This window comes from Streptomyces glaucus (genome assembly GCF_039533365.1).
Classification (GTDB): domain Bacteria; phylum Actinomycetota; class Actinomycetes; order Streptomycetales; family Streptomycetaceae; genus Streptomyces; species Streptomyces glaucus.
Map to the genome: position 1 here is coordinate 63,176 of NZ_BAAATK010000019.1, position 22,469 is coordinate 85,644.

At 73.2% G+C, this 22,469-nt stretch carries 18 protein-coding genes and 1 pseudogene; 4 read left to right on the forward strand and 15 right to left on the reverse strand.

The genetic code is table 11. The features are described from left to right. Positions 1–348 precede the first annotated feature (348 nt). The 7 genes from ABD363_RS16405 to ABD363_RS16435 all read right to left on the reverse strand — a co-directional run bounded on the left by ABD363_RS16405 (position 349) and on the right by ABD363_RS16435 (position 8,605). Positions 349–960, reverse strand: coding sequence for a flavodoxin family protein (locus ABD363_RS16405; RefSeq protein WP_344604067.1), 612 nt, complete (start codon positions 958–960; stop codon positions 349–351). Between the two features lie 202 nt (positions 961–1,162). Beyond that, positions 1,163–2,035, reverse strand: coding sequence for an aldo/keto reductase (locus ABD363_RS16410; RefSeq protein WP_344604069.1), 873 nt, complete (start codon positions 2,033–2,035; stop codon positions 1,163–1,165). A 78-nt stretch (positions 2,036–2,113) separates the two neighbouring features. Then, positions 2,114–2,833: a hypothetical protein gene (locus tag ABD363_RS16415; RefSeq protein ID WP_344604071.1), complete on the reverse strand. Its 720-nt coding sequence runs from the start codon at positions 2,831–2,833 to the stop codon at positions 2,114–2,116. Between the two features lie 31 nt (positions 2,834–2,864). Continuing rightward, on the reverse strand, positions 2,865–3,707 hold the full coding sequence (locus ABD363_RS16420; RefSeq protein ID WP_344604073.1) for an alpha/beta fold hydrolase: 843 nt from the start codon (positions 3,705–3,707) through the stop codon (positions 2,865–2,867). Positions 3,708–4,161: 454 nt separating this feature from the next. After that, the gene (locus tag ABD363_RS16425; protein WP_344604075.1) at positions 4,162–6,141 is read right to left on the reverse strand and encodes an AfsR/SARP family transcriptional regulator; all 1,980 of its coding nucleotides are present in this window, start codon (positions 6,139–6,141) and stop codon (positions 4,162–4,164) included. Between the two features lie 330 nt (positions 6,142–6,471). Continuing rightward, a complete protein-coding gene (locus tag ABD363_RS16430) occupies positions 6,472–7,341 on the reverse strand; it encodes an MBL fold metallo-hydrolase (protein WP_344604077.1) in 870 nt (289 codons plus the stop codon). A gap of 229 nt (positions 7,342–7,570) precedes the next feature. Further along, positions 7,571–8,605: a zinc-binding alcohol dehydrogenase family protein gene (locus ABD363_RS16435; protein ID WP_344604079.1), complete on the reverse strand. Its 1,035-nt coding sequence runs from the start codon at positions 8,603–8,605 to the stop codon at positions 7,571–7,573. A 151-nt stretch (positions 8,606–8,756) separates the two neighbouring features. Between ABD363_RS16435 and ABD363_RS16440 the strand changes: the two genes are divergently transcribed. After that, the gene (locus tag ABD363_RS16440) at positions 8,757–9,122 is read left to right on the forward strand and encodes a winged helix-turn-helix transcriptional regulator (protein WP_344604081.1); all 366 of its coding nucleotides are present in this window, start codon (positions 8,757–8,759) and stop codon (positions 9,120–9,122) included. 131 nt (positions 9,123–9,253) lie between these two features. Here ABD363_RS16440 and ABD363_RS16445 read toward each other — a convergent pair whose 3' ends face one another. Further along, on the reverse strand, positions 9,254–10,087 hold the full coding sequence (locus tag ABD363_RS16445; RefSeq protein WP_344604083.1) for an alpha/beta fold hydrolase: 834 nt from the start codon (positions 10,085–10,087) through the stop codon (positions 9,254–9,256). A 389-nt stretch (positions 10,088–10,476) separates the two neighbouring features. Further along, entirely contained in the window at positions 10,477–11,241 is a 765-nt protein-coding gene (locus ABD363_RS16450) for an MBL fold metallo-hydrolase (protein ID WP_344604085.1), read from the reverse strand. A 424-nt stretch (positions 11,242–11,665) separates the two neighbouring features. Here ABD363_RS16450 and ABD363_RS16455 point away from each other — a divergent pair, with 424 nt between their 5' ends. After that, positions 11,666–11,842, forward strand: coding sequence for a hypothetical protein (locus ABD363_RS16455; RefSeq protein WP_344604087.1), 177 nt, complete (start codon positions 11,666–11,668; stop codon positions 11,840–11,842). A 28-nt stretch (positions 11,843–11,870) separates the two neighbouring features. Here the strand turns inward: ABD363_RS16455 and ABD363_RS16460 are convergent, their stop codons facing one another. The 5 genes from ABD363_RS16460 to ABD363_RS16480 form a co-directional block, all read right to left on the reverse strand. Then, complete coding sequence (locus tag ABD363_RS16460) at positions 11,871–12,500, reverse strand: cysteine hydrolase family protein (protein WP_344604089.1); 630 nt, start codon at positions 12,498–12,500, stop codon at positions 11,871–11,873. A 368-nt stretch (positions 12,501–12,868) separates the two neighbouring features. After that, positions 12,869–13,453: a recombinase family protein gene (locus tag ABD363_RS16465; RefSeq protein ID WP_425577991.1), complete on the reverse strand. Its 585-nt coding sequence runs from the start codon at positions 13,451–13,453 to the stop codon at positions 12,869–12,871. Between the two features lie 229 nt (positions 13,454–13,682). Further along, positions 13,683–16,463 carry a tetratricopeptide repeat protein gene (locus tag ABD363_RS16470; RefSeq protein WP_344604091.1) on the reverse strand — a complete coding sequence of 927 codons (2,781 nt, stop codon included), beginning with the start codon at positions 16,461–16,463 and terminating at the stop codon, positions 13,683–13,685. 128 nt (positions 16,464–16,591) lie between these two features. Beyond that, a complete protein-coding gene (locus tag ABD363_RS16475) occupies positions 16,592–17,725 on the reverse strand; it encodes a DUF4158 domain-containing protein (protein ID WP_486388793.1) in 1,134 nt (377 codons plus the stop codon). Positions 17,726–17,885: 160 nt separating this feature from the next. Beyond that, positions 17,886–18,353, reverse strand: coding sequence for an SsgA family sporulation/cell division regulator (locus tag ABD363_RS16480; RefSeq protein ID WP_344604095.1), 468 nt, complete (start codon positions 18,351–18,353; stop codon positions 17,886–17,888). Positions 18,354–18,902: 549 nt separating this feature from the next. On the opposite strand from ABD363_RS16480, the pseudogene ABD363_RS16485 reads away from it, so the two are divergent. Together ABD363_RS16485 and ABD363_RS16490 are read left to right on the forward strand one after the other, a co-directional pair. Then, positions 18,903–19,556: pseudogene (locus ABD363_RS16485) on the forward strand (SDR family oxidoreductase); the annotation flags it as partial. Between the two features lie 169 nt (positions 19,557–19,725). Then, positions 19,726–20,037, forward strand: a complete 312-nt coding sequence (locus ABD363_RS16490; RefSeq protein WP_344604097.1) for a putative quinol monooxygenase — start codon at positions 19,726–19,728, stop codon at positions 20,035–20,037. Positions 20,038–20,219: 182 nt separating this feature from the next. Here the strand turns inward: ABD363_RS16490 and ABD363_RS16495 are convergent, their stop codons facing one another. Next, positions 20,220–22,094, reverse strand: a complete 1,875-nt coding sequence (locus ABD363_RS16495; protein WP_344604099.1) for a SpoIIE family protein phosphatase — start codon at positions 22,092–22,094, stop codon at positions 20,220–20,222. Positions 22,095–22,469 lie beyond the last annotated feature (375 nt).

Sequence of the window (22,469 nt, forward strand, 5' to 3'; positions counted from 1 at the left end):
CGGCCGCGCCTTCACCGAGCCGGCCACCGGCAGGGTGGCCGGCAGGGTCACCGCGTAGACGGTGAACGCCGCGGTCAGCTCCCAGTCGGGGAAGCCCCACTGCCGCCGGTGGAGCACGAACAGCGGGCTTCCCGCCCCGGCGCCGAAGGCGACGGCGATCGAGGCGGTCACCACGCCCAGGGTGGACAGCGGCCGGCCGGGACCGGACCGCCCGGGCGCCCCCGGCACCCGCAGCGCGTGCGGTGTCCGGCGGGGGCTGACCGCAGGGAGCTCCACGGCGTCTCCTCGCGGCCGGCCGTCCGGGCGGTCGAAGCGAGGCGCGTGTGCCTCGGGGGACACGGCCCGGTGTCAGGGCGCGACGGCGAGGGCGTGGCGGCCGGCGCTCACGAGCGCGGCCTGCCGGGCCACCCGTGCTCCGAGGTGCTCGGCGGTGGCGATGTCCGCGCCGTGGACGGTGTCGGTGCCGCCGTCCATCGGGGTCTGGGCGCCGGCCCCGCCCCAGTAGCCCAGGCGGTTCAGGTCGTCCTCGGAGGCGGTGGTGGAGTTCCATCCGGGGGCGAGCCCCAGACTGACCCAGAGCATCTGGTGCTGGGCGGCGAAGGCGGCGAAGAAGGCGAGGGTGTTGGACTTGTCGCCGCTCTTGGAGGCGGAGTTGGTGAACCCGGCGGCCAGCTTGTCGGCCCAGCGCCCTTCCACGAACCGCTTGCTGGTGGCCTCGGCGAAGGTGTGGAAGCCCGCGGACGCGCCGCCCATGTAGGTGGGCGACCCGAAGACGATCGCGTCCGCGTCGTCCAGCAGGTCCCACTGCTCGTCGGTGACCGCGGTCACGTCGACGAAGGCCACGTCGGCCCCGGCTGCGGCGGCTCCGCGGCGGACGGCCTCGGCGAGGACGGCGGTGTGCCCGTAACCGGAGTGGTAGGCGACGGCGACGGACGGACGGTTCGGGAACAGGTCGGACATGTTGACCTCTGAGGTGTGAGTGTGTGGAGAGGCGGACCCGGGGTTTCCCCGGGGTGCCGAGGCGACACGGTCGGACATGACCGGTCGTCTCGGGGGAGCCGGGGCGGGCCGTGCCCCGGCGCGGGCGGGACGCCCCGCCCCGGCCCCGTGCGGCCACGGGAGGGAGCGCCGCCCGGGGGGGGCGCCGCGGCCGCGGGCGTCCTCAGCCGCGCGGGGGGAACGGGTCGCTGAGCGCCTCGAAGTCGGCCCGCGACAGCTCCAGCGCCGCCGCGGCCACGTTGTCCTTCAGGTGCGCCACCGACGACGTGCCCGGGATCGGCAGCACGACCGGCGAACGGCGCAGCAGCCAGGCCAGCGCGGCCTGCGACGGCGAGGCGCCCAGACGGCCGGCGATCCGGTCGAGCGGACCGCCCGGGCGCGCCAGCTGCCCGGTGGCCAGCGGGAACCAGGGCAGGAACGCGATGCCGTGCTCCTCGGCGTACCGCAGGACGTCCTCGGAGTCGCGCTGGGCCACGTTGTACAGGTTCTGCACCGAGGCGACCGGCACGATGGCGCGCGCCCGCTCCAGCTCCTCCACCCCGACCTCGGAGAGCCCGATGTGCGCGACCTTCCCCTCCTCCCGGAGCTCCTTCAGGACGCCGATCTGGTCCTCGAACGGAACCGAGGGGTCGACGCGGTGCAGCTGGAACAGCGGGATGCGCTCCAGACCGAGCCTGCGCAGGCTGGACTCCGCCTGCCGCCGCAGGTACCCGGGCCGCCCGTCGGGCCGCCACTGCCCCGGACCGGGCCGGGTCAGACCGGCCTTGGTGGCGATCACCACGTTCTCCGAGTACGGGTGCAGCGCCTTGTGCAGGAGCTGCTCGGCCGTCTCCGGACCGTAGGAGTCGGCGGTGTCGAAGAGCGTGACGCCCAGCTCCACGGCGCGGCGCAGCACGCGCACCCCCGCGTCCTGGTCGGGGAAGGGGCCCCACACGCCGGGGCCCGTCAGCTGCATGGTCCCGTAGCCGAGCCGGTCGACCTTCAGTTCGCCGCCGATGCTGAACGACCCGGAGGACGCGGCTGAGATGCTGCTCATGGCTGGCTGCCTTTCTTGTCCGTGCCGCCCCCCGTCGGGGCGGCCGTCGGCGCGGTGGAGCGCCCTTTTCCGGCCGTCTCAGGAGACGGCGACGTCCTCCAGGCGCACCGAGACGACCAGCGGCTCGGGCACCCTGTGGCCGTTCTCGTCCCGGCTGTAGATCATCCGCGTGGTGGGGACGACCAGCCCGGAGACCTCCTGGTGCCCGGAGACGTAGTGGGCGGCGGGGGTGCCGCCGGCGATCTCCACGCTGTAGTCGCGCCGCCGGATCAGCCCGGAGGAGTCCACGTACAGGGTCTGCTCGGTGCTGAGGGTCGCGATGCTCTCGGGGAAGACCACGCGCAGCCGGCGGAACTTCTCGCCGTCCTCGGTCCACGGGCCGATCTCCTCGGTGCGCACCCCGGGGAACGTCAGCGACAGCGGTTCGGCCAGGTAGGTCCACATGGCGCTGCCGGAGAAGTACGCCAGCTGGAGCCGGCTCCACGGCGTCATCAGGTCGTGGCCCGCGAACGAGGCACGCGGATCGAGGAGTTCCTCGACCACCTTGCCGTCGGAGTCCTCCACCGCGACCCGGCCGGGCGAGAAGGAGGTGTGGTGGCCGGCGTCGAAGAACGGCTTCTGCGACACGTGCTCGCGCCGCAGGCCGACGGTCACGTCCACGCCGTCGAGGGCGCCGGGGTGGCCCTTCATGCCCCACAGGGCGCCGCCGAAGAACTGGCGGGCGGTGATCCGGTGCGCCTCCTCCCAGCGGGCGCGGCCGCCGTGGGCGTCGAGGACGGTGGTGAGCAGATCGGACATGGTGCTTCTCCTGGGGCGGTGGGCGCGGGCGTCAGCCGAGGAACTCGTTGATGTCCTTGGCGGCTTCGGCCGGGTACTGGAACAGCGACGCGTGGGCGGCGTCGGGGTAGACGAGGATCCGCGCGTCGGGGATCAGCCCCGCCATCAGGTGGCTGACCTTGGTCGGGATCATCAGGTCGTCGTCGCCCTGCACGATGAGGGTGGGGCACCGGATGCCGGTCAGCCGCTGCAGCGCCGAGTGGTCGGGGATGCCCCACTCCAGGACGGCGTCGTACTGGGCGTCGCGGGAGGCGAGGCTGCTGGGCACGTCCCGGTCCTCGGTGCGCGCCATGAACCGGCCGAGGAACTCCACGCCCTTGGCCCGGCTGGTCTCGGTGTGGGCGAAGAAGATGTGGAGCAGGTCCTCGCCGGTGGGCACCTCGGCGCGGGCGTGCGTCTCGATGTCCTTGCGCCAGCCGTGCATGCCCGGTGCGCCCTTGGGCCCGGTGCCGGCCAGGACCAGGCGGCGGACGAGGCGGGGCCGGACCAGGGCCATGTCCTGGGCCGCGAAGCCGCCCAGGGAGAAGCCGAGCAGGTCGATCCGCTCCAGGCCCAGGGCCACCGTGAAGGTGATCATCTGATGGGCCAGCTCGGCCACCGTGGTCGCCGGGGTCCCGGTGGAGGAGGCCACCCCGGGGTAGTCCACCAGGACGACCTCGCGCTCGGCGGCGAGGGCGTCGACGAGGGCGGGGTCCCAGTTGTCGAGGTTGCCGGTGAAGTGCTGCAGCATCACCAGCGGCACCGTCCCCGCGGGACCGAGCCGGCGGTAGGCGTAACGGACGCCGCCCGCCTCGGCGAACTGCGTGGGCGCGGTCTGGTGCGTCACTGTGGCCATGGTTTCTCCCTGACGGGCGGTGTCGGATCCGGGGCGAGGGGGTGAGGGGGGTGAGGGGCCGGGCGCGACGGCCGGCTGATCCCCGGCCGCTCGCGGGGCCGTGCCGGCGCGGTGGTCCGGACGGGCCGGCGTCGGGGTCCGGACGGGCCGGCGTCGTGGTCCGGACGGGCCGGGCCGCTCGCCGTCACCGGACCAGCATGACCGCCCCGAGTGGAAGCTTTGTGGTGCGCTTCTTGAACGCGGTGCGCCGGCGCGGACGGGGGGCGGCCCCCGCCCCGCGGCCCCGGCCCGCCCCCGGTGTCCCGCACGGCCGCCGGGGCGGCGCCGTCACGGTCTGCGCCGCGCAGGGAGCGGGGGCGGGCGGAGTCGGTGGGGGACCCGGGAGGGCGCTCCCGCCGCACGACGGCATGGGACAGCGGCCGGTGCTCGGCTCACGGGCGGGCCGGGGCGGGTCTCACCCCCGGCGGACCAGGGGTCGCAGCGGCAGGCCGCCGGTGTGCGCCGGCGGGCGCCCGCGGCCGCGCGGCCCGGACGGTCCGGCCGCGGACCCGGCCCCGGCCGGACCGGCCAGTTCGGCGGCGTAGGTGAGCACCAGGTCGTGGGACCGGTACCGGTCCCGCTGCCGCACGGTCAGCAACCGGGCCCGTACCAGCTCCCCGACGGCCGCGGCGGTCTCCCGGGGCGGTGTGCCGGCCAGGCCGGCCAGGGCGGTGACCGTGGCGTCCGGGCCCGGATGCAGCGGCAGCAGCCGGAAGAGGCGTGCGGCCTGCGGCCCGAGCGTGCGGTACGACGACGAGAACACGGCGCGGACGTCGTTGTCGAGGTTGTCGTCGCTGAAGCCGTCGAGACTCCTCCCGGCGGCCGACAACTCGGACTCGATCTGCGCCAGGGGCCGTTCGGGATGGGCCGCCGCACGGGCGGCGACGACGGCCACGGCCAGCGGGAGGCGGCCGCACCGGTCCACGATCGGCCGGACCTGAGGCGCTTCGAGGCCGGGACGGCAGCCGCGGACACGCTCCAGGAAGGTCTCGGCCGCCTCCTCGGCCGACGGCACGTCCAGGGTGAGCAGCCGGGCCCCGTGGGCCGCCGCGAGCCCGGTCAGCCGGCTGCGGCTGGTCACCACCGCCATGCACTCCGCGGTGCCGGGCAGCAGCGGCCTGACCTGCCGCGTGTCCCAGGCGTTGTCGAGGACCACGAGCATCCGCCGGCCCGCCAGAAGGCTGCGGTACAACGCCGCACGCATCTGCGCGGCGGCGGGTATCCGATGCCGGGCCACGCCGAGGGCGTCGAGGAAGCCCGCCAGCACGTCCCCCGGGTCCGCGGGGCCGCCGTCGGACGTGAAGCCCCGCAGATCGGCGTAGAGCTGGCCGTCGGGGAAGTCGCGCGCGACGCGATGCGCGAAGTGCACGGCCAGCGCGGTCTTGCCGACACCGGGTATGCCGTCGACCGCCAGCACCCGCAGTGCGCCGTCCCCGCTCGCGGCCAGCGCCGCGGCCTGCCGGAGCGCTGCGCCGCGTCCGGTGAAACCGGGCAGGTCCGCGGGGAGCTGCGCCGGCCGCACCGCGGGCCCCGCCGGGGCGGGGGAGGGGGCGTCGTGCGTTTCGGACGGCCCGTCGCCCGCGGTCTTCCCGCCGCGCGGACCGGCGGGCCGGTGGCGCAGCGACCGGGCGTGCGCCGCCCACAGCTCCGGCCCGGGATCGACGCCCAGCTCGTCCGCCAGGCGGCGGCGCACCTCCAGGTACAGGGCCTCGGCCTCGGCCTGCTTGCCGTCGGCGGCGAGCGCCCGGAGCAGGTGGGCCGCCAGCGCCTCGTCCAGGGGATGACGGTCCGCGGCCCGGCGCAGGGGGAGCAGCATCGCCGCCGCCCGGCCGCACCGCAGGGACGCCTCGGCGGCCTCGCACACCACGGACACGTATTCGTGTTCGAGCATGGTGAAGACGGGGTGGGCGACGCCCGTCGGCTCCAGGTCCGCGGCGCACCGGTCCTGCCACAGGTCCAGCGCGGCGGTGAAGAGGCCGACCGCCGCCGCCGGGTCGTCGGCCGCCGGCGACCGCCGGGCCTGCTCCACCAGGGCGCGGAACCGCAGCAGGTCGAGGCGGCCGGCGTCGACGCGCATCAGGTATCCGCCGCCCTGCCGGGCGAGCCACCGGCCGGGCGACCGGGCGGGCAGGCCGGGCTCCAGCAGCCGGCGCAGCGCGCCGACGTACCGGTGCACCGCGTTGACGGCGCTGGCCGGCGGGCTGCCCGCCCAGAGCAGATCGGTGAACTCGCCCATCGACACCGGACGCCCGGCCCGCGCCAGGAGCACGGCGAGGATCAGCCGCTGCTGCCTGGGGCCGATGAGCAGTTCCCTCCCGCCGCGCCAGGCCCGCACCGGCCCGAGGACGGAGAACCGGACGGTGTCGTCGTCCGCTGTGCGTCGTGGCCCTGTCACGGTGGTCTCCTCGCGCCTGACGTTCGTGGAGCCGCGCCCGTCCCGGTGCCGCGCCGGGGCGGGCGCGAACGGTCCGCCGCGCCCGGCCGTGCCGCCCGGCCGCGCGGCGGAGGGCGGGCAGGACGTGGGGCGGGGGCGCGCGGGGGTTTCGTCGCCCCGCCGCGCCGGACCCCGCGGGCCGGGCGCCGCGGGGTCCGGGAACCGTCCCGGACCGCGCCGCCCGGGATCCGGCGTGCGGCGGGTGCGCGTCCGGGTCCCGGCCATCGAACGGTAGGACGTCCGGACCGCGCGCACATCCGTCGGATGACTGAGGCGCGGAACGCGGGCGACTCAGCGGGTGCCGTCGGCCCCGGCCGGCTCCGGGTACTGGGCGGTCGCCGAGACGAACAGGGTGTAGGGGTTGCCGCGGTCGCCGTGCGCGGCGGTCATCGCCCGCACGACGTCGGCGGCGTCCGCACCGGCCTCGACCGCGCCGTCGAAGTCGGTCAGGTAGCGGCGGGACGCCGCGAGGACGCCGGCCGCGTCGTCGTCCGGGGCGCCGGGGTGCCGGTGACCGGCGATCACCCGGGCGGGCCGCAGCGCCTCCACCGCGTCCAGGGCGTCCAGCCAGCGGGCGCGTGCCGCGCGGTCGGTCTGCGCCAGCCACATGTGGATGCCGTTGTAGGCGACGTCGCCGCCCACCACGGCGTCCAGGCCGGGCACGTGGACCACGCTGGAGGGGGCGGTGTCGCTCTGTCCGACCCGGACCGGTCTCACCTCGTGCCCGTCCACGCCGATCACCTCGTCGGCCAGCGGCCGCGGCGCCACCCGCCGGGCGGGCAGCAGGCCCGGGAACAGGGACTCCCAGTACGCGAGGGAGGGGCCGCGCAGCTGCTCCCGCGCGTGCGGGACCACGTCGGGAAGGGCCACGGCCACGGCGTCGGGGAAGGCGTCGAGCACGACCGACAGCCCCAGGAAGTGGTCGGCGTGTCCATGGGTGACGTACACCGTGGTCAGGACCTTGTCCTTGGCCCGGATCCACGCGGTGAGGTCGCGGGCCTCCCGCTCGGTGACGAGCGCGTCCACCAGCGCCGCCTCGCGGGGCCCGTGGATCAGCGTCGCCGTACTCGCCGGCCAGGTGGCCCGCTGCCGCGGGTCCCAGCCCGGCAGGGTGGCGGCGATGGGCTTGTAGTCGCTGGTGAAGACGTCGATCGACAGCATCGGCGCTGCTCCGTTCCGGTGGGTGGGGCCGTGGCCGGGCCCTCGCGTCGGGGCGGGCCCGGCCGGCGTCGGACGCAGGGGGAGCCGGCCGCGTCCGGCGCGCGGGTCCCGCCGTGCGTCGGACGCGGTCCACGGCCGTTTCCGCCCGCCCGCCTACCGTAGGCGGGAGCAGTGGAGTCCTTGTGGGGCGCCGGTGCGCCACGGGCCCGGCGCCTCCACTTCCCCGTGCTCAGAAACCGGTGAGGGTGATCTTGCCGATCGCCCTGCCGGACTCCAGGACGCGGTGCGCCTCGCGGAGGTGCTCGGCGTTGATCGTGCCGAGGTCGGTGGTGGCGGTGGTGGTGAGGATGCCGGCGTCCACCAGGCGGGCCACCTGGTTCAGGATGTGGTGCTGCACCGCCTGGTCGGGCGTCCGGTGCAGGGACCGGGTGAACATGAGCTCCCAGTGGAAGGAGATGCTCTTGGACTTCAGCAGGCCGATCTCCACCGGGCCGAAGTCGTCGATGGCGACCAGTCCTCCGAAGGGCTTGAGGACGTCCGCGTAGACGGCCAGGTTCCGGTCCGTGCCGGTGGTGCTGAAGACGTGGTCCACTCCGCCGGGCGCGACGGCGCGCACCTGCTCGGCCAGCGGCTTGCGGTGGTCGACCACGTGGGTCACCCCCATGCGGCGGGCGAACTCGGTGGTCTCGGGGCGCGACGCGGTGCCGATCACCGTCAGGCTGGTGAGCGCGCGCGCCAGCTGGGCCACCATCGCACCGACACCGCCGGCCGCCGCGGTCACCAGCAGGGTCCCGGTCTGCTTCAGGGCGCCGTCGTGCAGGCCGAGGCGCTCGAACAGGCCCTCCCAGGCGGTCAGCGAGGTCAGCGGAAGCGCCGCGGCCTCGGTGAAGGAGAGCGTCGAGGGCTTGCGGCCGACGATGCGCTCGTCCACGGCGTGGAAGCGGGCGTTGGTACCGGGCCGGTCGAGGGCGCCGGCGTAGAAGACCTCGTCGCCGACCTCGAACAGCTCGACCTCGTCGCCGACGGCCACGACCGTGCCCGCGGCGTCCCAGCCGAGGACCTTGGGCTCGCCGCCCGGGTCGTTGTTCTGCCGCACCTTGTAGTCCACCGGGTTGACCGCGACGGCCTCCACCTGCACGAGCAGGTCACGCGGGCCCGGCTGCGGCACCGGCAGCCGGACGTCCACGAGGCTCTCCGCGTCGTCCACGGGCAGGCTCTTGCGGTAGGCGACCGCCGGCATGGTGGTGTGCGACGTCTCGCTCATCGGATGTTCTCCTCATGTAACTGGTAGGTGGTGCTGGCTGCCATTGCAACGTAGACCCAGGGAGGTAGTAACGCGCAAGGGCACTTACTTCCTTTGGGGAAGTAAGCTGGTGGGAGCGGTGATTCATCAAGGGAAGGCGTGAAGCATGGTCATGATCTGCGCGACGGAACAGCACGACCGGCACGACGTGTACGCGGCCCAGTGCCCGTGCCGCGAGGTGCTGGACCTGCTGGCCAACAAGTGGTCGGCGCTCGCGATCGGGGCGATGGAGGAGGGACCCCAGCGCTTCGGGGCGCTGCAGCGGCGGCTGGAGGGCATCAGCCCGAAGGTGCTCACCAACACGCTGCGCCGCCTGGAGGAGAAGGGATTCGTGGACCGGACCATCTACCCGGCCGTGCCGTTGCACGTGGAGTACGCGCTCACCGACCTGGGCCGCAGCGTCGCGCAGCCGCTGGCGCAGCTGCGGCACTGGGTCGAGAACCACCTCGACGAGATCGCGCAGGCCCAGCGCGCGTGACCGCGCCCCCGCCTCCGGCTCCGTACGCCGTCCCCGGTGCGGAAAGGGGGGGGCGGCCCCGCGGGGGGAAGCGGGCCGCGCCCCGGCTCGCCCGCCGCGGCCGGGACACCGGTCCCGGCGGCGGCCGCCGCTCAGCCGAGGAACCGGTTGACCTCGTGGGCGAAGTCCTCCGGGTGCTGGAAGAGGAAGCCGTGCCCGGCGTCGCTGTAGAGGACGACCTTGGCGTCGGGCAGCACCTGTGACATCGCGTACGTGGCGTAGGCGTGGATCATCACGTCGTGCGCGCCGTTGGCGACCAGGACGGGCAGGGCCAGTTCCCGCCGGCGGTGCCAGAAGCCCTGGAAACCGCTGATGGCCGTCAGCTGGCCGCGCACCGCCTCGGGTCCCACCACGGCGTGGGACTCCTTCAGCCGGCGGTCCAGCCGGCGCAGCGACGCCAGACCGGCCGCCCGCGCCTTCTCGGTCTCGGGGAAGAACAGGTACAGGAAGTCCTCGTCGCCGTTGACCGGCTTGCCCACGGTCCGCCGGGTGCGCTCCGGCGGGGCCGGCAGGTCGGGCACACCGCCGGGGGAGCTGCCGGCCACGACCAGGCGGTGCACGAGCTGCGGGGCGGCCAGGGCGGCCCCCTGGGCCACGATCCCGCCCATGGACCAGCCCAGCACGTCGATGTCGGTCAGTCCCAGGGCGCGGACGAAGGCCAGGGAGCCCTCGACCATGTCCTCCATGACCGCGGGCGGGTTGCCCGTGGAGAAGTTGATCCCGCGGTTGTCGAAGACGATCACCTCCCGCTCGGCGGCCAGCAGGTCCAGCAGTGCCGGGTCCCAGTGGTCGATGGTGCCGCGCAGGCGCATGTGCATCACGAGCGGGCGGGTGCCCGCCCGGCCGAAGCGGCGGTAGGCGAAGCGCTCCCCCTCGGGTCCGTCGACGTAGCGGGTCTCGGCCGAGTCGGCCAGGAAGGCGGTCATGGTGGGCTCCTGTCGGATGCCGGCCGGCCGGGCCGCGCACGGGCCGGCGGCCGGTTCTGGTGAGGGTCTGTGCGGTTCCGGCCGTGGAGCGGGTGGCCGCCGCCCCGGGACGGCGGGCACCCGCTCCACGACCCGGACGCGCACCCGGCGGGCGACGCCGGTTCCGGCGCGCATCCGGTGGCGCGGGGAGCGCCGCCGGGAACGATCCCGGTGGCGCGGCAGGTGGCCATGACGGCTCCTGCACCCAGCGGGAACGCCGGGGACGGCGGCTGCCGCGGCCGTCCCGTCCGGCGCGGGTGCCGCACCACGGGCCGCGCCGTCAGCCTTCCGCACCGTTGTGGAGTCCTTGTGGCCGCCTTCTTGACCCGCCCCGGCGGGCGGGCCGCCGCCTACCGCGCGGCCTGCTCGCGGGCCCGGGACACGGCCTCCCGCACGGTGCCGCGGTGCGACGGCCCGTGGCCCGGCAGGACGAGGTCGGCGTCCACCTCCTCCAGCCGCGCCAGGGCCCCGAGCGCCCGTTCGCGGTCGGTGTGGAACATGTCGGGCAGCAGCTGCGGTCCGGACGCACGCGACGTGGGATGAGCCGTCACCAGCGCGTCCCCGCTGACCAGCACGCCGGCGCCCGGCAGGTGGTAGGCGCAGTGCCCGTCGGTGTGTCCCGGGGTGTGGACCGGCACCGGGGCGCCGGGCAGGTCGAGCGGCCCCGGCGCGGGAAACGGCCGCGGCTCGGCGACGGGCACGTGCGCCGTTCCCCCCGACCGGACGGCGTGCACGGCCCAGGGAAGCACTCCGGGACGCCAGGCGTTGGCGAGCACCCGGCCCACCGAGACCTGCTGCAGGAACTCGCGCCGGGCGTGCGGGACCTCCTCCGGGTGCATGAGGACCGGGGTGCCGTGCGCCGACCGCAGCCGCTCGGCCGCGCCGATGTGGTCGTTGTGGGCGTGGGTGACCAGCACGGCGGTCACGTCACCCGGCGCCAGCCCCACGGAGGCCAGCGAGGCGAGCACTTTGTCGTGATCCCCCGGATAGCCGGTGTCGATCAGGGTGGCGCTGTTCCCCTCCTTGACGATGACCCAGTTGGTGTTGCTGCCCGTGACCAGGTACACCTGGTCGCGGACATGGACGATGTCGTCGTCGGGCAGGACGTACGGCATGTGTGTTCCTCTCGTACGGCGCGCCCGGCGAATCCGCCCTCCGGCCGCCGGGCAGGCGGACAGGGGAGCCCGACTCCCCTGCGCGAAGGCGCCTCACGGTAGCCGGTGAGTGTTTCCGGCGCGGTGAACGGCCGTGTGACCGGTGACGGGACGGCGGCGGTCACACCTGGCGGCGGCCGGGGCGGCCGACACACCCGGCGGCGCCGCCCCGGCCGGTGGGCGGAGAGCGGCCCGGCACACCTGCGGCGGGCGGCCGAGACACGTGCCGGCCACCGGGCGGCCGCTGCCGCCGTCCGGCGCATGTGGCCGGATCCGCCTTGCCGTACCCCGAGTAACAAGATCACAATCCGGAAGTGAGCCTCAGGCAACCAGTTGAGGCCGTTCCTGTGTCCGTCCCTGCCCTCGCATCATCCCGGGAATACTCATGCAGCCTCTCCAGGACCGCCCCGACCAGGCGGCCGACGAGTACGAGACGCACCTGCGGACCTGCCGTCAGTGCGACGCGGACGGAAGGCCCTGTTCCGTGGCCAAGTACCTGCGCCGTGTGCACAACAACCTCGCCCGCGCGGCCCGCGGACGACGGGACGTCTCCCCCCGGTGACGGCGGGCCGGCCCCGGCGACGCGGCGGCTAGCGCCTCCGGAACGGTTCCGTCGCCAGCAGCTCGTCGGTGGTCAGCACGTCGTGCGCGATCAGCGCGTAGCGCCGCAGCATCTGCTCGTAGGAGTCGGGGCCGCCCTCGGGAGCCGTGGCGTCCTTCACGAGGGTCACCCGGTACCCGCGTTCCATGGCGCTGCGCGCCGTCGACTCCACGCACATCGTGCCGATCATGCCCGCGACGGCGACGTGCTCGACACCGCGCCGCTTCAGCTGCGTGTCGAGGTCGGTGGTGGCGAAGACGTCGAGGTTCTTGTGCGGCGCGACGGTCACGTCGCCGGGGCCCGGTGCGAGGTCGGGGTGGAACTCCGCGCCCCAGCTGCCCGCCTCGAACATGCGGTTGTCGAACATCATGTGGTGGATGCCAGACCGGTGCTTCCAGTGGGTGTACTCCTCGTCGGTGTACGACATCGGCGAGAAGAACGCGGGGAAGCCCCGGTCGCGGAAGCCCCCGAGCAGCCGCCTGAGGTTGCCCAGGGTGCCGATCCGTTCGAACTCCGCCTTGAAACCGGGGTACCCCTTGCCCCGCTCGGAGAAGATCTCGTTGACGGTGTCGATCAGGACGAGGCCGATCGGCGCCGAGGTCGTGGACGCGTTGGTCATCGTGGCATTCCTTTCATCCGCCGCACCGCCGTGGCGCGCTCCGGGCGAGGCCCCGGCCGGACGCGGGGAGGGCGCCCGGCCGGATCGTGGCCGAGCCGCTCCGAGCGTGTCACCGGCGGTCCGTCCGGGCATCGGTCGGTCGACTGATTCGTCGGGGCGCCGGCCGCTTCGGTGCCCGCGCGGCCGGCCGCGGTGACCGGTCCACGCCATGACGCGGGTCCGGGCCGAGCGGGCCGACGAGGAAGGCGGGGCCCGGACGGGGCCGCGCCGGACCGCCGGCGGCGGCCCGCGACGACGGGGCGGGACCGGCCGTGCCCGCAGCACGGGGTGCTGGCAAGAACCGTGTCACCAGCCGCAAACGGCGGTGATCAGTCCTGGGACCTGGCAGGTCGGGGCAGTTCCGGCGTGTTGGTCGCCTCGGCGAGTGCGAGGCGGCCGCCCTTCAGCTCAGGCGCGTAGTTGTAGATCGTGTTCCTGGAGACGCCGAGGAGCTTCGCGATCGAGGTGACGCTGTTCTCTGGGCGGGCGAGTAGGTCGCGGGCGTGACGTACCTGTTCCTCGGTCATTGCCGGCGGGCGGCCGAGTCGGGCACCGCGGGCGCGGGCGGCGTCCAGGCCCTCGTTCGTGCCCTGGACGATGAGTTCTCGGATGAACTCCGCCAGGACCGCGAGGACGTGGAAGACCAGGCGCCCGCCGGGCGTGGTGGTGTCGAGCGCCTCGTGCAGTGAGGTGAAGCCGGTACCGCGCTTGCGCAGGCCGGACACGATGGCGATGAGGTCCTGGATGGAGCGTCCGAGCCGGTCCAGCGACGGGACGACGAGGGTGTCGCACTCGCGCAGGTAGTCGAGGGCCTTCCACAGCTCCTCGCGTTCGGCGCTCTTGCCGGACTTCTTGTCGGAAAAGATCCGGATGCACCCTGCTTCGGTGAGTGCGTGGATCTGCCGGTCGAGCAACTGTCCCTTGGTGGGACACGCGTGCGTATCCCGCGAGGCCGCCGGTCCGTACGGCCGGAACGGGGACGAGGAGACCGGCGGTGTCGTCGGCCTGGGGTGGCTGCACCTGCCAGATCGTGCAGAAAACGGTATTGCTCAAGCTCTTGAGCACATCGACTTTCTGACACCGTTTTATGGACATGATCCGGCGCCGATCCGGCCGCGCGCCGCCGCTTACCGATCTTGCTCATCAATCGGTCGATAGATGACCGTCTGCTTCCATCGAGCCCCGCCTCCGCCAATGGGCGAGCTGGTTCTTCGTTCTCAGGGTGTTGCGATGGGTGGGGCCGTCCTGTTGCTGCCGGCGGACCAGTAGTGCGGCCAGATCTTCCGCGGCCCCGTCCGCGTCTCCAGCCTCTCCCCGCATAATGGCCATCCAGTAAGCAAGCTCGTTCTGCGTACTCAACTTGTCCGGATAGTCGGGTCCCTGGATCCGCAGGTGGTCGGTGTGCAGTTCGGCCAGGGCCTCGGCGGCTCCGGCCGCGTCTCCAGCCTCTCCCCGCCAACGGGCCAGCCAATAGCGGGCGCTCAGGGTGTCTCGATGGTCGGGTCCCAGGATCCGTAGCCGTTCGGTGAGTAGTTCGGCGAAACCCTCGACGGCTCCGGCCGCGTCCCCAGCTTCTCCCCGCCAGCGGGCAAGACCGAAGCGGGCACGCAGGGTGTCGACATGGTCGGGTCCCAGGATCCGCAGCCGGTCGGTAAGTAGTTCGGCCAGGTCCTCCGCGGCTCCGGCCGCGTCTCCAGCCTCTCCCCGCCAACGGGCCAGCCAATAGCGGGCGCTCAGGGTGTCTCGATGGTCGGGTCCCAGGATCCGTAGCCGTTCGGTGAGTAGTTCGGCGAAACCCTCGACGGCTCCGGCCGCGTCCCCAGCTTCTCCCCGCCAGCGGGCAAGACCGAAGCGGGCACGCAGGGTGTCGACATGGTCGGGTCCCAGGATCCGCAGCCGGTCGGTAAGTAGTTCGGCCAGGTCCTCCGCGGCTCCGGCCGCGTCCCCAGCCTCTCCCCGCCAGTGGGCCAAGCAGAACCGGTCGTTCAAGGCCTCGGGGTGGTCAGGACCGACGGCACGAACACGGTCCGCCAGAAGCTCGGCCAAAGCCTCCGCAGCACCGGCGGCATCCCCCGCGTGCCCGCGCCATTCCGCGAACTTGTGGCGAGTGTCCAAGGTGGATGGGTGGTCGGGTCCGTGGATCCGCAGGAGATCGGTGAGTAGTTCAGCGAAAGCCTCGGCGGCTCCGGCCGCGTCTCCGGCCTCTCCTCGCCAGCGAGTAAGAGCGATGCGAGTGTCCAGGGTGTCGGAATGGTCCGGGCCTTGGATCCGCAGCCGGTCGGTGAGCAGTTCGGCGTAAGCCCCGGCGGCTCCGGCCGCGTCTCCGGCCTCTCCCCGCCACCGAGCAAGACCGTAGCGAGTGTCCAGGGTGTCGGAATGGTCCGGGCCTTGGACCCGAAGTCGGTCGGTCAGAAGCTCAGCCAGAGCCTCCACCGCACCGCGTGCATCGCCAGCCTCTCCTCGATTCGCAGCAAGGTTGTCCCGAGCAAGCAGAGTCTCCGGATGGTCCGGACCGAGAAGTGCCCGAGCCCTGTCCACCAGGTCCTGGAAGTGCCTCACGGCAGCGGTGAACTGGCCCGCCTTGCTCAAGCTGACGCCAACGTGCATGAGTACGTGATGGTGCTCATTCTCGCCGAATAGGGCGTCGCCAGCGCAGTGGATGAGGACTTGCGCGTTGGCTCTCAGAGTCTGAGCCAACGGCAGGTGGGGGGCAGGCCAGCCTTCGAGCAGGGCGTCACCAGCGGCACGGACGATCTGGCGATGCTCCTGAGGACCAAGAGTGTCGCGGGTGGCGCGTTGGATGAGCTGGTGAACGCGTACTGACTGCTGCGGAGACTCGGGATCGTGGTCGATGAGGCTCAGGCGGTGCAGAGCACGGAGTGCGCCCCACACGTCCAGCTCCGTCACTTCATCCACGGTGCCCTGCTCAGCTGCGGCCTGGGTACGGTGCTGCGCGAGGTAGGTTCGAGCAGGCCCACTGGTTAGAACGCTCTGGGGAATGCCGTTCGGATCCAGCATGGCAGCGAGCTGAAGCGTAGGACGGGCGAGGCCGGCGGGGTTGAGATTGTCAGCGCGTTCGATCGACAGCGACCAGGCTGCGCTCACGGTGGTGTTCTGGTCGTCTGGCAGCGTGCCGGGCTCGGGCAGCATGCTGGCGAGGCTGGTGGCGCGGTCGGCGAGCCGACGGCGGTAGCTCGGGCACTGCTGGTGGGTACATCGCGAGCAGCTGACGGGAATGTCGGCATCGACGATGTAGGCAGCAGCCTGTGAGAGGGCTAGCGGCAGGTAGCCGAGGTCCTGGGCCAGCGCACGGAGCTCGTCCGGGTTATCGTGCCGTCCATGCTCAGCGAGGAAGTCAACCAGATACGCGACTGCCTGGTCCGGAGTGAACACCCCGAGGTCGATTCGATGTCCAGGTAGAGCGGCATCGCGGCGCCGTGTGGTGACCACCGTGCGGCCGTACGGGTTCTTCGCCGGCCACAGTCCGGTCACGTCAGCGGGGTCGGCGACATCGTCCAGTACGACCAGCCATCGGCACACGGGCTCGAATCCTGGCGGCTTAGGTTCAAGCCAGCTCAGGAACGCCTCTGCGGATCTTTCGGGGTCACCAGGTTCGTGGGCGAGGAGTTCTTCGGCAGCCTGGGCGAAGGCGGAGACGATGGCGGGGCGGCTACTGGCGCTGACCCAGACCAGCACATCCAATTCGTCCCCGATCCACGCCTGCCGCGCGTAGTGGGCGGCGAGCTGGGTCTTGCCGACGCCGCCGGTGCCGCGTAGCACCTGGCACAGCACCGCGGTGCCGCTGTCGGTCAGCGCGGCCCGCAGCTGGTCGATCTCGTCTCGTCTCTGGAAGGCCGCAGCTTCGCGGGGAAGGACACCGACTTGGTGCGGCCACGGGACCGGCTCCCGCCCATGCACGTGCACGGTGGTGATGTCGCCGCTGTGGTATCCACTGATGGATACTCCTGCTGGCCCGGAAGTGGCCTGACCTGTGTCCCGAACCTCGATACCCCGCCGTCCTGCCATACCGCTCCCCCTGCTGATGCCCTGGGCTACTTGTCGCTGTATCCGCTGATGGCGTCGCCATCTCCGGTCGCTTCGGCGTCGCCTGTCCGCTCGACGGTGACGGGGCGTGTAGATCCGCCCCCGTGATAACCCGTGACTGCGTTGCCCTTGCCTGCTGACTTGGCGGTGCTGGTTTCGCGGACGACGACGGCTGATTGGCTGGCGCCAGGGAGCGCGGCCCAGATTCCGACGCCTACCGCTGCCACGCCTGCGAGAGCGGAGGCCACCGTCGCGATCCGGCTTGCTGTCTCCCACTGCGAGACGGTGAACATCCACCCCAGGACGGCGACCACCACGCACGTCACGACCAACACCACACGCTTCAACGTCATCCCGTCATCGTCGCTCAGGCTGAGTCGCGAGGGGAGTGCTTTGGCCGCGCCCCTCATTCTCCGATGTGCGGGGGCCAGGCACAGTGACGGCAGTGAGGTCGAGGCGGGCGCCCATGTCGAGTTGTCGATCCCAGTGAGCATCGTCTCCAGGCTCACATTGCCCGGAGCCTCCTTGATCCTCCCCAGGGTCGGCGGGCCGTCCCCACCCTCACTGGTACTGGCTTCACCGGGTACAGCGTCGTCCGCCTGGTCGGCGCCGGAGACCAGGGCGACGATCCGCTTCGTGCTCTCCGCCGTCAACCGCGCCGAGATCCTCGCCGTCAGCGTCTCCTCAACCGCCCGCAGCGCGGCGCCCGCAATCCGGTCGCACCGCCCCGAAGTCGGTGGCTCGATGCTCTCCGTGCGGCAGCGAGCCAGCAATTCCACCCGTACCTGCTCCGGCCGCTGCTCCTTGCACGCGACGTGCTCGGCGAGCCAGGTCGTCAGCTTGTCCGCATCCGCGACACTGCACTCACGAAAGCCTGGGCGACCGCGGATCCGCGCGCGGTGGTACTCGATCGTCCGGCCGGTCCACTCGTACGAGTCCAGCTCGGATGCGGGCACCTGTGCCTGCCGGGCGACGAACTCGACCGCGTCGGCCGGCAGTTCGTACCGGCCCCGGGGAAACCGGCCGTACTGCGTGTAGAACTTCGGCAGAACGGCGAAGCCCAGGCGCGTCGCGCCGCGCTTGCCGGACACGAGCCCTTGCTCGTCCTTCAGCAGCGTCCAGTGCTCGACCAGTTCGTCCAAGTCCACGGGGTACGGGCCACGATCCTTGATCGTCCTTGCGGGGCTTCGTTCACCGCAGCCGTATGGCCCCGGACCCACCCACATAGGTGACACTCTCGCAAGATCACCGCCGTTTGCGGCTGGTGACAGGATTCTTACCGGCACCCCAGCACGGGAGGGGTCAGTCCCGGCCGAGCAGGTCGGCCTCCAGCGCGTCCCAGTCGAGCATCCGGTGTTCGCTGCCCGCGGGGACCAGCGCGTACGTGGCGTCGAGCCACCGCCGGACGCCTGCCAGCTCCGCCTCGAAGGTGACCTGGCCGTCGGGCCGCCTCAGGCTGAAGCGGACACGGCCCGCCTCGTCGTGCCGCCGGGGGGACGGCCGGACGCGGAAGTCGCCCTCGCCGCTCGGCCCGCGCGTCCCCTCGTCCAGCAGGTCCCGGGCCACGACCCAGGTCACGCAGAGGCCGGTCCCGGCGTCCACGACGAAGTCCAGCGCGACCGCGTAAGGGTCGTCCACGGTGTACCGCAGCCGGCACCGCAGCCGGCCGGGGCCGGCGGGAGCGAACAGCCGCCGGACCGTCGTGAGGAGGACCGGGGGACAGCGGCCGGCCAGGGCCTCGTGTCCGGTGGGCGTACTCCTGTCGTTCATCGGGATGCTCTCTTTCCGGCCGTCTCCTGCACTGACGCTTGTCATGGTCCGTGCGGGCGATCGGTCACGCATCGGTAGAACGACTGCGGACGAGTCGGTGCACAGGCATGCGCCCAGGAGGGGAAGGAAGGCACGGACGCGGAAAAACAAGGGGCTGATCCTGCCCTCGGCCGTGTCCCGTCCCACCTCGACCGGCCGCTTCGTCCCCCGATCCGCCGCGGCGCCGGACGAGGAGGCCGCCCGCGACCGCTCGGCCGGATTCCCGGCCGCGGCCCGGCACCACCCGCAGGAAGATCCGATCCGTGTCCGACGGCCCGGCCGGCACGGCGGCGGCCCCGACGCGCGGCGGGCACTCCGCCCGCCCGCCGGCAGGCGGCGAAGCCACCGCACCGGCCCACCGCCGCACTCGCTCACGGCCGCACCGGAAGACATGAACAGAACTCATGGGAGCCGGTACGAACAATCATTGGCCTTATCGGTGCGCGGCGGCGACAGTGGTGCCGGCCGCGGGACCGGCCGAGCGGCGGTCCCTCACCGAAGGAGATCTTTGTGAGCGACACCCAGGCGCGTTCCGGACAGCGACTCGTCGTCATCGGCGCGGGATCCGCGATCGGACGCCGACTCGCGCAGACCGCCTCGGCCGAGGGCGCCGAGCTCGTCCTGGCGGGCCCCGACCTCGGCAGGCTGGAGAGGACGGCCGGCGAACTGCCGGGCCCCTCCCGCGCGATCCGGTTCGACATCACCGACGAGGCGTCGATCGCGCGGCTGGCGGACGAGGCCGGCGCCTTCGACCACCTGGTGTCCACGGCGGCCGTACCGGCCAACGGGCCGCTGTCCGAGCTCGACCCGGCAGGTGTCCAGCGCGCCTTCGCGGCCAAGGTGACCGGCCCGTTGTTCCTCGCCGAGCACCTGGCCGGACAGGCCAGCGAAGGCGGCTCCCTCACCTTCTTCTCCGGCGTGGCGGCATGGCGTCCGGCCCCCGGGCGCACCGTGATGGCCACCACCAACGGCGCCCTCGCCTTCCTGGTCCGGGCCCTCGCCGTGGAGATCGCCCCGCTGCGCGTCAACGCCGTGTCCCCGGGTATCGTCGACAGCGGCGCCTGGGACGGACTCGGCGACGGCAAGCAGGAGTTCCTCCGGTCGGTCGCCGAGCGCAATCCCGCCCGGCGCGTCGGCACCCCGGACGACCTCGTCAAGGCCGTGCTGTTCGCCATCGACACCCCCTACGTCACCGGCACCGTCCTGCACGTGGACGGCGGCGGACGGCTGGCGCAGCCGCTTCGCCCCGCGTCGCGGAACGGACCGCCGCGGGGACGCCGGGTGCCGGCGGCGGGCCGGCACCCGCTCACACCTTCACGAACAGGAGAACCCCATGACCGCCCGGAACACCGGCCCCATCGTCCTCGTCGCCCGCATGAAGGCGCGTCCCGGCAAGGAGCAGGAGCTGAAGGACGCGCTGTCGCCCCTGGTGGCGGCCACCCGCCAGGAGGACGGCTGCCTCACCTACGTGCCGCACCAGAGCCTGGACGACCCCGGTCTGCTGGTGATGCACGAGGTGTGGCAGAGCGAGGAACACCTGCGCGCTCACTCCGCCAGCGCCCACCTGCGGAAGTTCGCCGAACTGGCGGACACGCTGACGGTGGGGGGCATCCGGATCGAGCGGCTGACCGAGCTGGAGGTGTAGGCGTCGGTCACCGTCACCGGCGAGGCCCGCGAACCGTTCGGCGCGGCTCCCGGCCCCGCCGGGGGCCGACTCGGAGGGGCCGGCCCGCCGAGAGGCGGCGCGATCAGGTGTGAGGAGGGACGGCAGCCCGGCTTTCGGGGCTCACCCGGCGCGTCCCGGCGGCCGGCCGACGTGCGCGGCGCCTACTCCCCGGGGCCGCTGCGGATCCGCAGCTCCTCCCCGGCCCGGCGCGTGGGGTCCTGCACGGGAGCCTGCTCCTGCACGGAGCCGGGGGCGGCCCTGTCCGGGGCGGCGGGGCTGCGGGAGCTCTGCGGGGGCGGTGGCGGGCTGTGGTCGCCGGGGGAGCCGGCGCCGGCCGCGGGCAGGCGCAGGGCGAGCAGGGCGGTGTCGTCGCCGCTGGGGGAGAGGCGTTGCAGCAGCTGGTCGCAGAACACGTCCACACTCCGCCCGGACAGCCGCCGGGCCAGGACGGAGGCGTGGTGGCGGAGCTTGGTCAGGCCGGCGTCGATGGGGCGGTCCCTGCTCTCGACGAGGCCGTCGGTGTACAGGAGCAGGGTGGCGTCGGCCGGCAGGTCCTCGTACGCGTCCGGCCAGCTCAGCCCCAGATGGAGGGTGGCGCTCATGCCGATCAGCGGCCCGTGCCCGCCGGTGAGGAAACGCGTGCCTCCGTCGCGCGTGATCAGCAGTGGCGGGGGATGACCGGCGTTGACCCAGTGCAGCCGCCACGGCCCTCCCTCCGGGCCTTCCACACGGGCGAAGACCAGCGTGGCCATGGGCGCATCGCTGGTGTTGGTCACCGCCTCGTCCAGCCGGCGCATGATCATGCTGGGGGGTTCCACATGGGTCCAGGCGAGGGCGCGCAGCATGTTGCGGACCTCGGCCATGTGAGCGGCGGCCTGCAGGTTGTGGCCGACCACGTCCCCGATGACCAGGGCCATGACGCCGTCGGCGAGCAGGAAGGCGTCGTACCAGTCGCCTCCGATCTCCATGGCGCTCTGCGCGGGCAGGTAGCGGGCGGTCATCCGCAGGTGGTCGACCTGCGGCAGAGGGGCCAGCAGCTGGCGCTGCATGGTCTCGGCGACATTGCGCTGCTCGTAGTACAGCCGGGCGTTGTCCAGCACCAGGGCCAGGCGCCGGCCGATGTCCGCGAGCAGCCGCACCTCGGTTTCGGCGGGGGCGGGGGAGCCCTCGGCACGCGCCACGGTCAGCGCTCCGTAGTGGTGCCGGCGGGAACGGATCGGGACCACGGCGGCCCACTGGCCGCCGAGCCGTTCGAACAGGATGCGGTGGGTCACGGCGAGCGGCGCATCCGGATCCCGCACGTCGGCGGCGTCCACCAGGAACGAATGGGTCCCGCCCGTGACCGGTGACCTGGGCCGCTGGGACCTGGCCGGCAGCGGCAGCGGTCCCTCCAGCTGTCTCGCCCGGCGCGGATGGGCCGGACTGCGCACCGCGACGCGCTCCGGCGCCCCGGACCGCGCGTCGACCAGGTCGACGGCGGCCCAGTCCCCGAGTTCCGGAACCAGCAGGGGAAGCAGCCGGCGCATCGCGGCGGAGGCGTCCATGCCCGACAACAGCACCGAGGAGACGTCCGCCAGCAGGTTCAACCGGCCGGTCAGCGCTTCCAGGGCGGCGGTGTGGGCGGCCGCCCGACTCTCGGCGTCGCGGTGCAGGCTGAAGTCGCTGAAGACGACCACCAGCCCCTCCCCGTGGCCCGCGCGCATCAGGGGCGTCGTCGACCAGATGATCGGCAGGGTGGTGCCGTCGCCCCGCAGGAAGTACTCCTCGCTGCCCTCCTCGGGGTTCCGGCTGCCCAGCAAGGGGGCCCGCATGAGGCACTGCTCACGCGGGACCGGGTCGCCGTCGGGACGGCGGTGGAGCAGATCGTGCGCGTCACGGCCCAGCATCTCCGCCGCCGACCGGTCCAGCAGCCGTTCCGCCCACGGGTTGACGTAGGTGATGAGGCCGACGGTGTCCATGGTGAAGACGCCCGCGCCGATACTGTGCAGGACAGCGTTCGCGAAGCCGGGGTCCGAAGGGCCGCCTGGTCCGGTCATGGGCTACCACTCCTCGCGGCACTGCTTCTACACAGCAGACCACAACGCGCCCCCCTCTGCGTGGTGACGTACCGCGCCCTGCTCCCGCCGGCCGCCCTGCGCGGCCGGTGCCTTCCGCGCCGGGCCACGCCGTGGCCGCCTGCGGGAAGCGCGCCGGGTCCGGCCCCTCGTCCGTGCCCGGGGGGCCGGGAGCCCGACGGGGCGCCACCGCCTCCGCCCCGTCCGGTCACCGCCTTCCCGGCGAGCGGTCCTTTGGGCGCTGCCGCCGGCCACCGCCGTCCTGGATCCGGTGCGCGGCGCGTGCGCGCGGCCGGGCATGGCGGCTCGTCCACCGGGCAGCACACAGGGACCTGTGCCGGCACGGTACGGGTCCGC

What these genes read in the sequence shown, in the direction of transcription:
- ABD363_RS16450 (WP_344604085.1), bottom strand. Translation starts at nt 11,241, where the DNA reads ATGCCGTACGTCCTGCCCGACGACGACATCGTCCATGTCCGCGACCAG.
- ABD363_RS16405 (WP_344604067.1), bottom strand. Translation starts at nt 960, where the DNA reads ATGTCCGACCTGTTCCCGAACCGTCCGTCCGTCGCCGTCGCCTACCAC.
- ABD363_RS16490 (WP_344604097.1), top strand. Translation starts at nt 19,726, where the DNA reads ATGACCGCCCGGAACACCGGCCCCATCGTCCTCGTCGCCCGCATGAAG.
- ABD363_RS16420 (WP_344604073.1), bottom strand. Translation starts at nt 3,707, where the DNA reads ATGGCCACAGTGACGCACCAGACCGCGCCCACGCAGTTCGCCGAGGCG.
- ABD363_RS16410 (WP_344604069.1), bottom strand. Translation starts at nt 2,035, where the DNA reads ATGAGCAGCATCTCAGCCGCGTCCTCCGGGTCGTTCAGCATCGGCGGC.
- ABD363_RS16455 (WP_344604087.1), top strand. Translation starts at nt 11,666, where the DNA reads ATGCAGCCTCTCCAGGACCGCCCCGACCAGGCGGCCGACGAGTACGAG.
- ABD363_RS16480 (WP_344604095.1), bottom strand. Translation starts at nt 18,353, where the DNA reads ATGAACGACAGGAGTACGCCCACCGGACACGAGGCCCTGGCCGGCCGC.
- ABD363_RS16415 (WP_344604071.1), bottom strand. Translation starts at nt 2,833, where the DNA reads ATGTCCGATCTGCTCACCACCGTCCTCGACGCCCACGGCGGCCGCGCC.
- ABD363_RS16435 (WP_344604079.1), bottom strand. Translation starts at nt 8,605, where the DNA reads ATGAGCGAGACGTCGCACACCACCATGCCGGCGGTCGCCTACCGCAAG.
- ABD363_RS16430 (WP_344604077.1), bottom strand. Translation starts at nt 7,341, where the DNA reads ATGCTGTCGATCGACGTCTTCACCAGCGACTACAAGCCCATCGCCGCC.
- ABD363_RS16495 (WP_344604099.1), bottom strand. Translation starts at nt 22,094, where the DNA reads ATGACCGGACCAGGCGGCCCTTCGGACCCCGGCTTCGCGAACGCTGTC.
- ABD363_RS16445 (WP_344604083.1), bottom strand. Translation starts at nt 10,087, where the DNA reads ATGACCGCCTTCCTGGCCGACTCGGCCGAGACCCGCTACGTCGACGGA.
- ABD363_RS16460 (WP_344604089.1), bottom strand. Translation starts at nt 12,500, where the DNA reads ATGACCAACGCGTCCACGACCTCGGCGCCGATCGGCCTCGTCCTGATC.
- ABD363_RS16440 (WP_344604081.1), top strand. Translation starts at nt 8,757, where the DNA reads ATGATCTGCGCGACGGAACAGCACGACCGGCACGACGTGTACGCGGCC.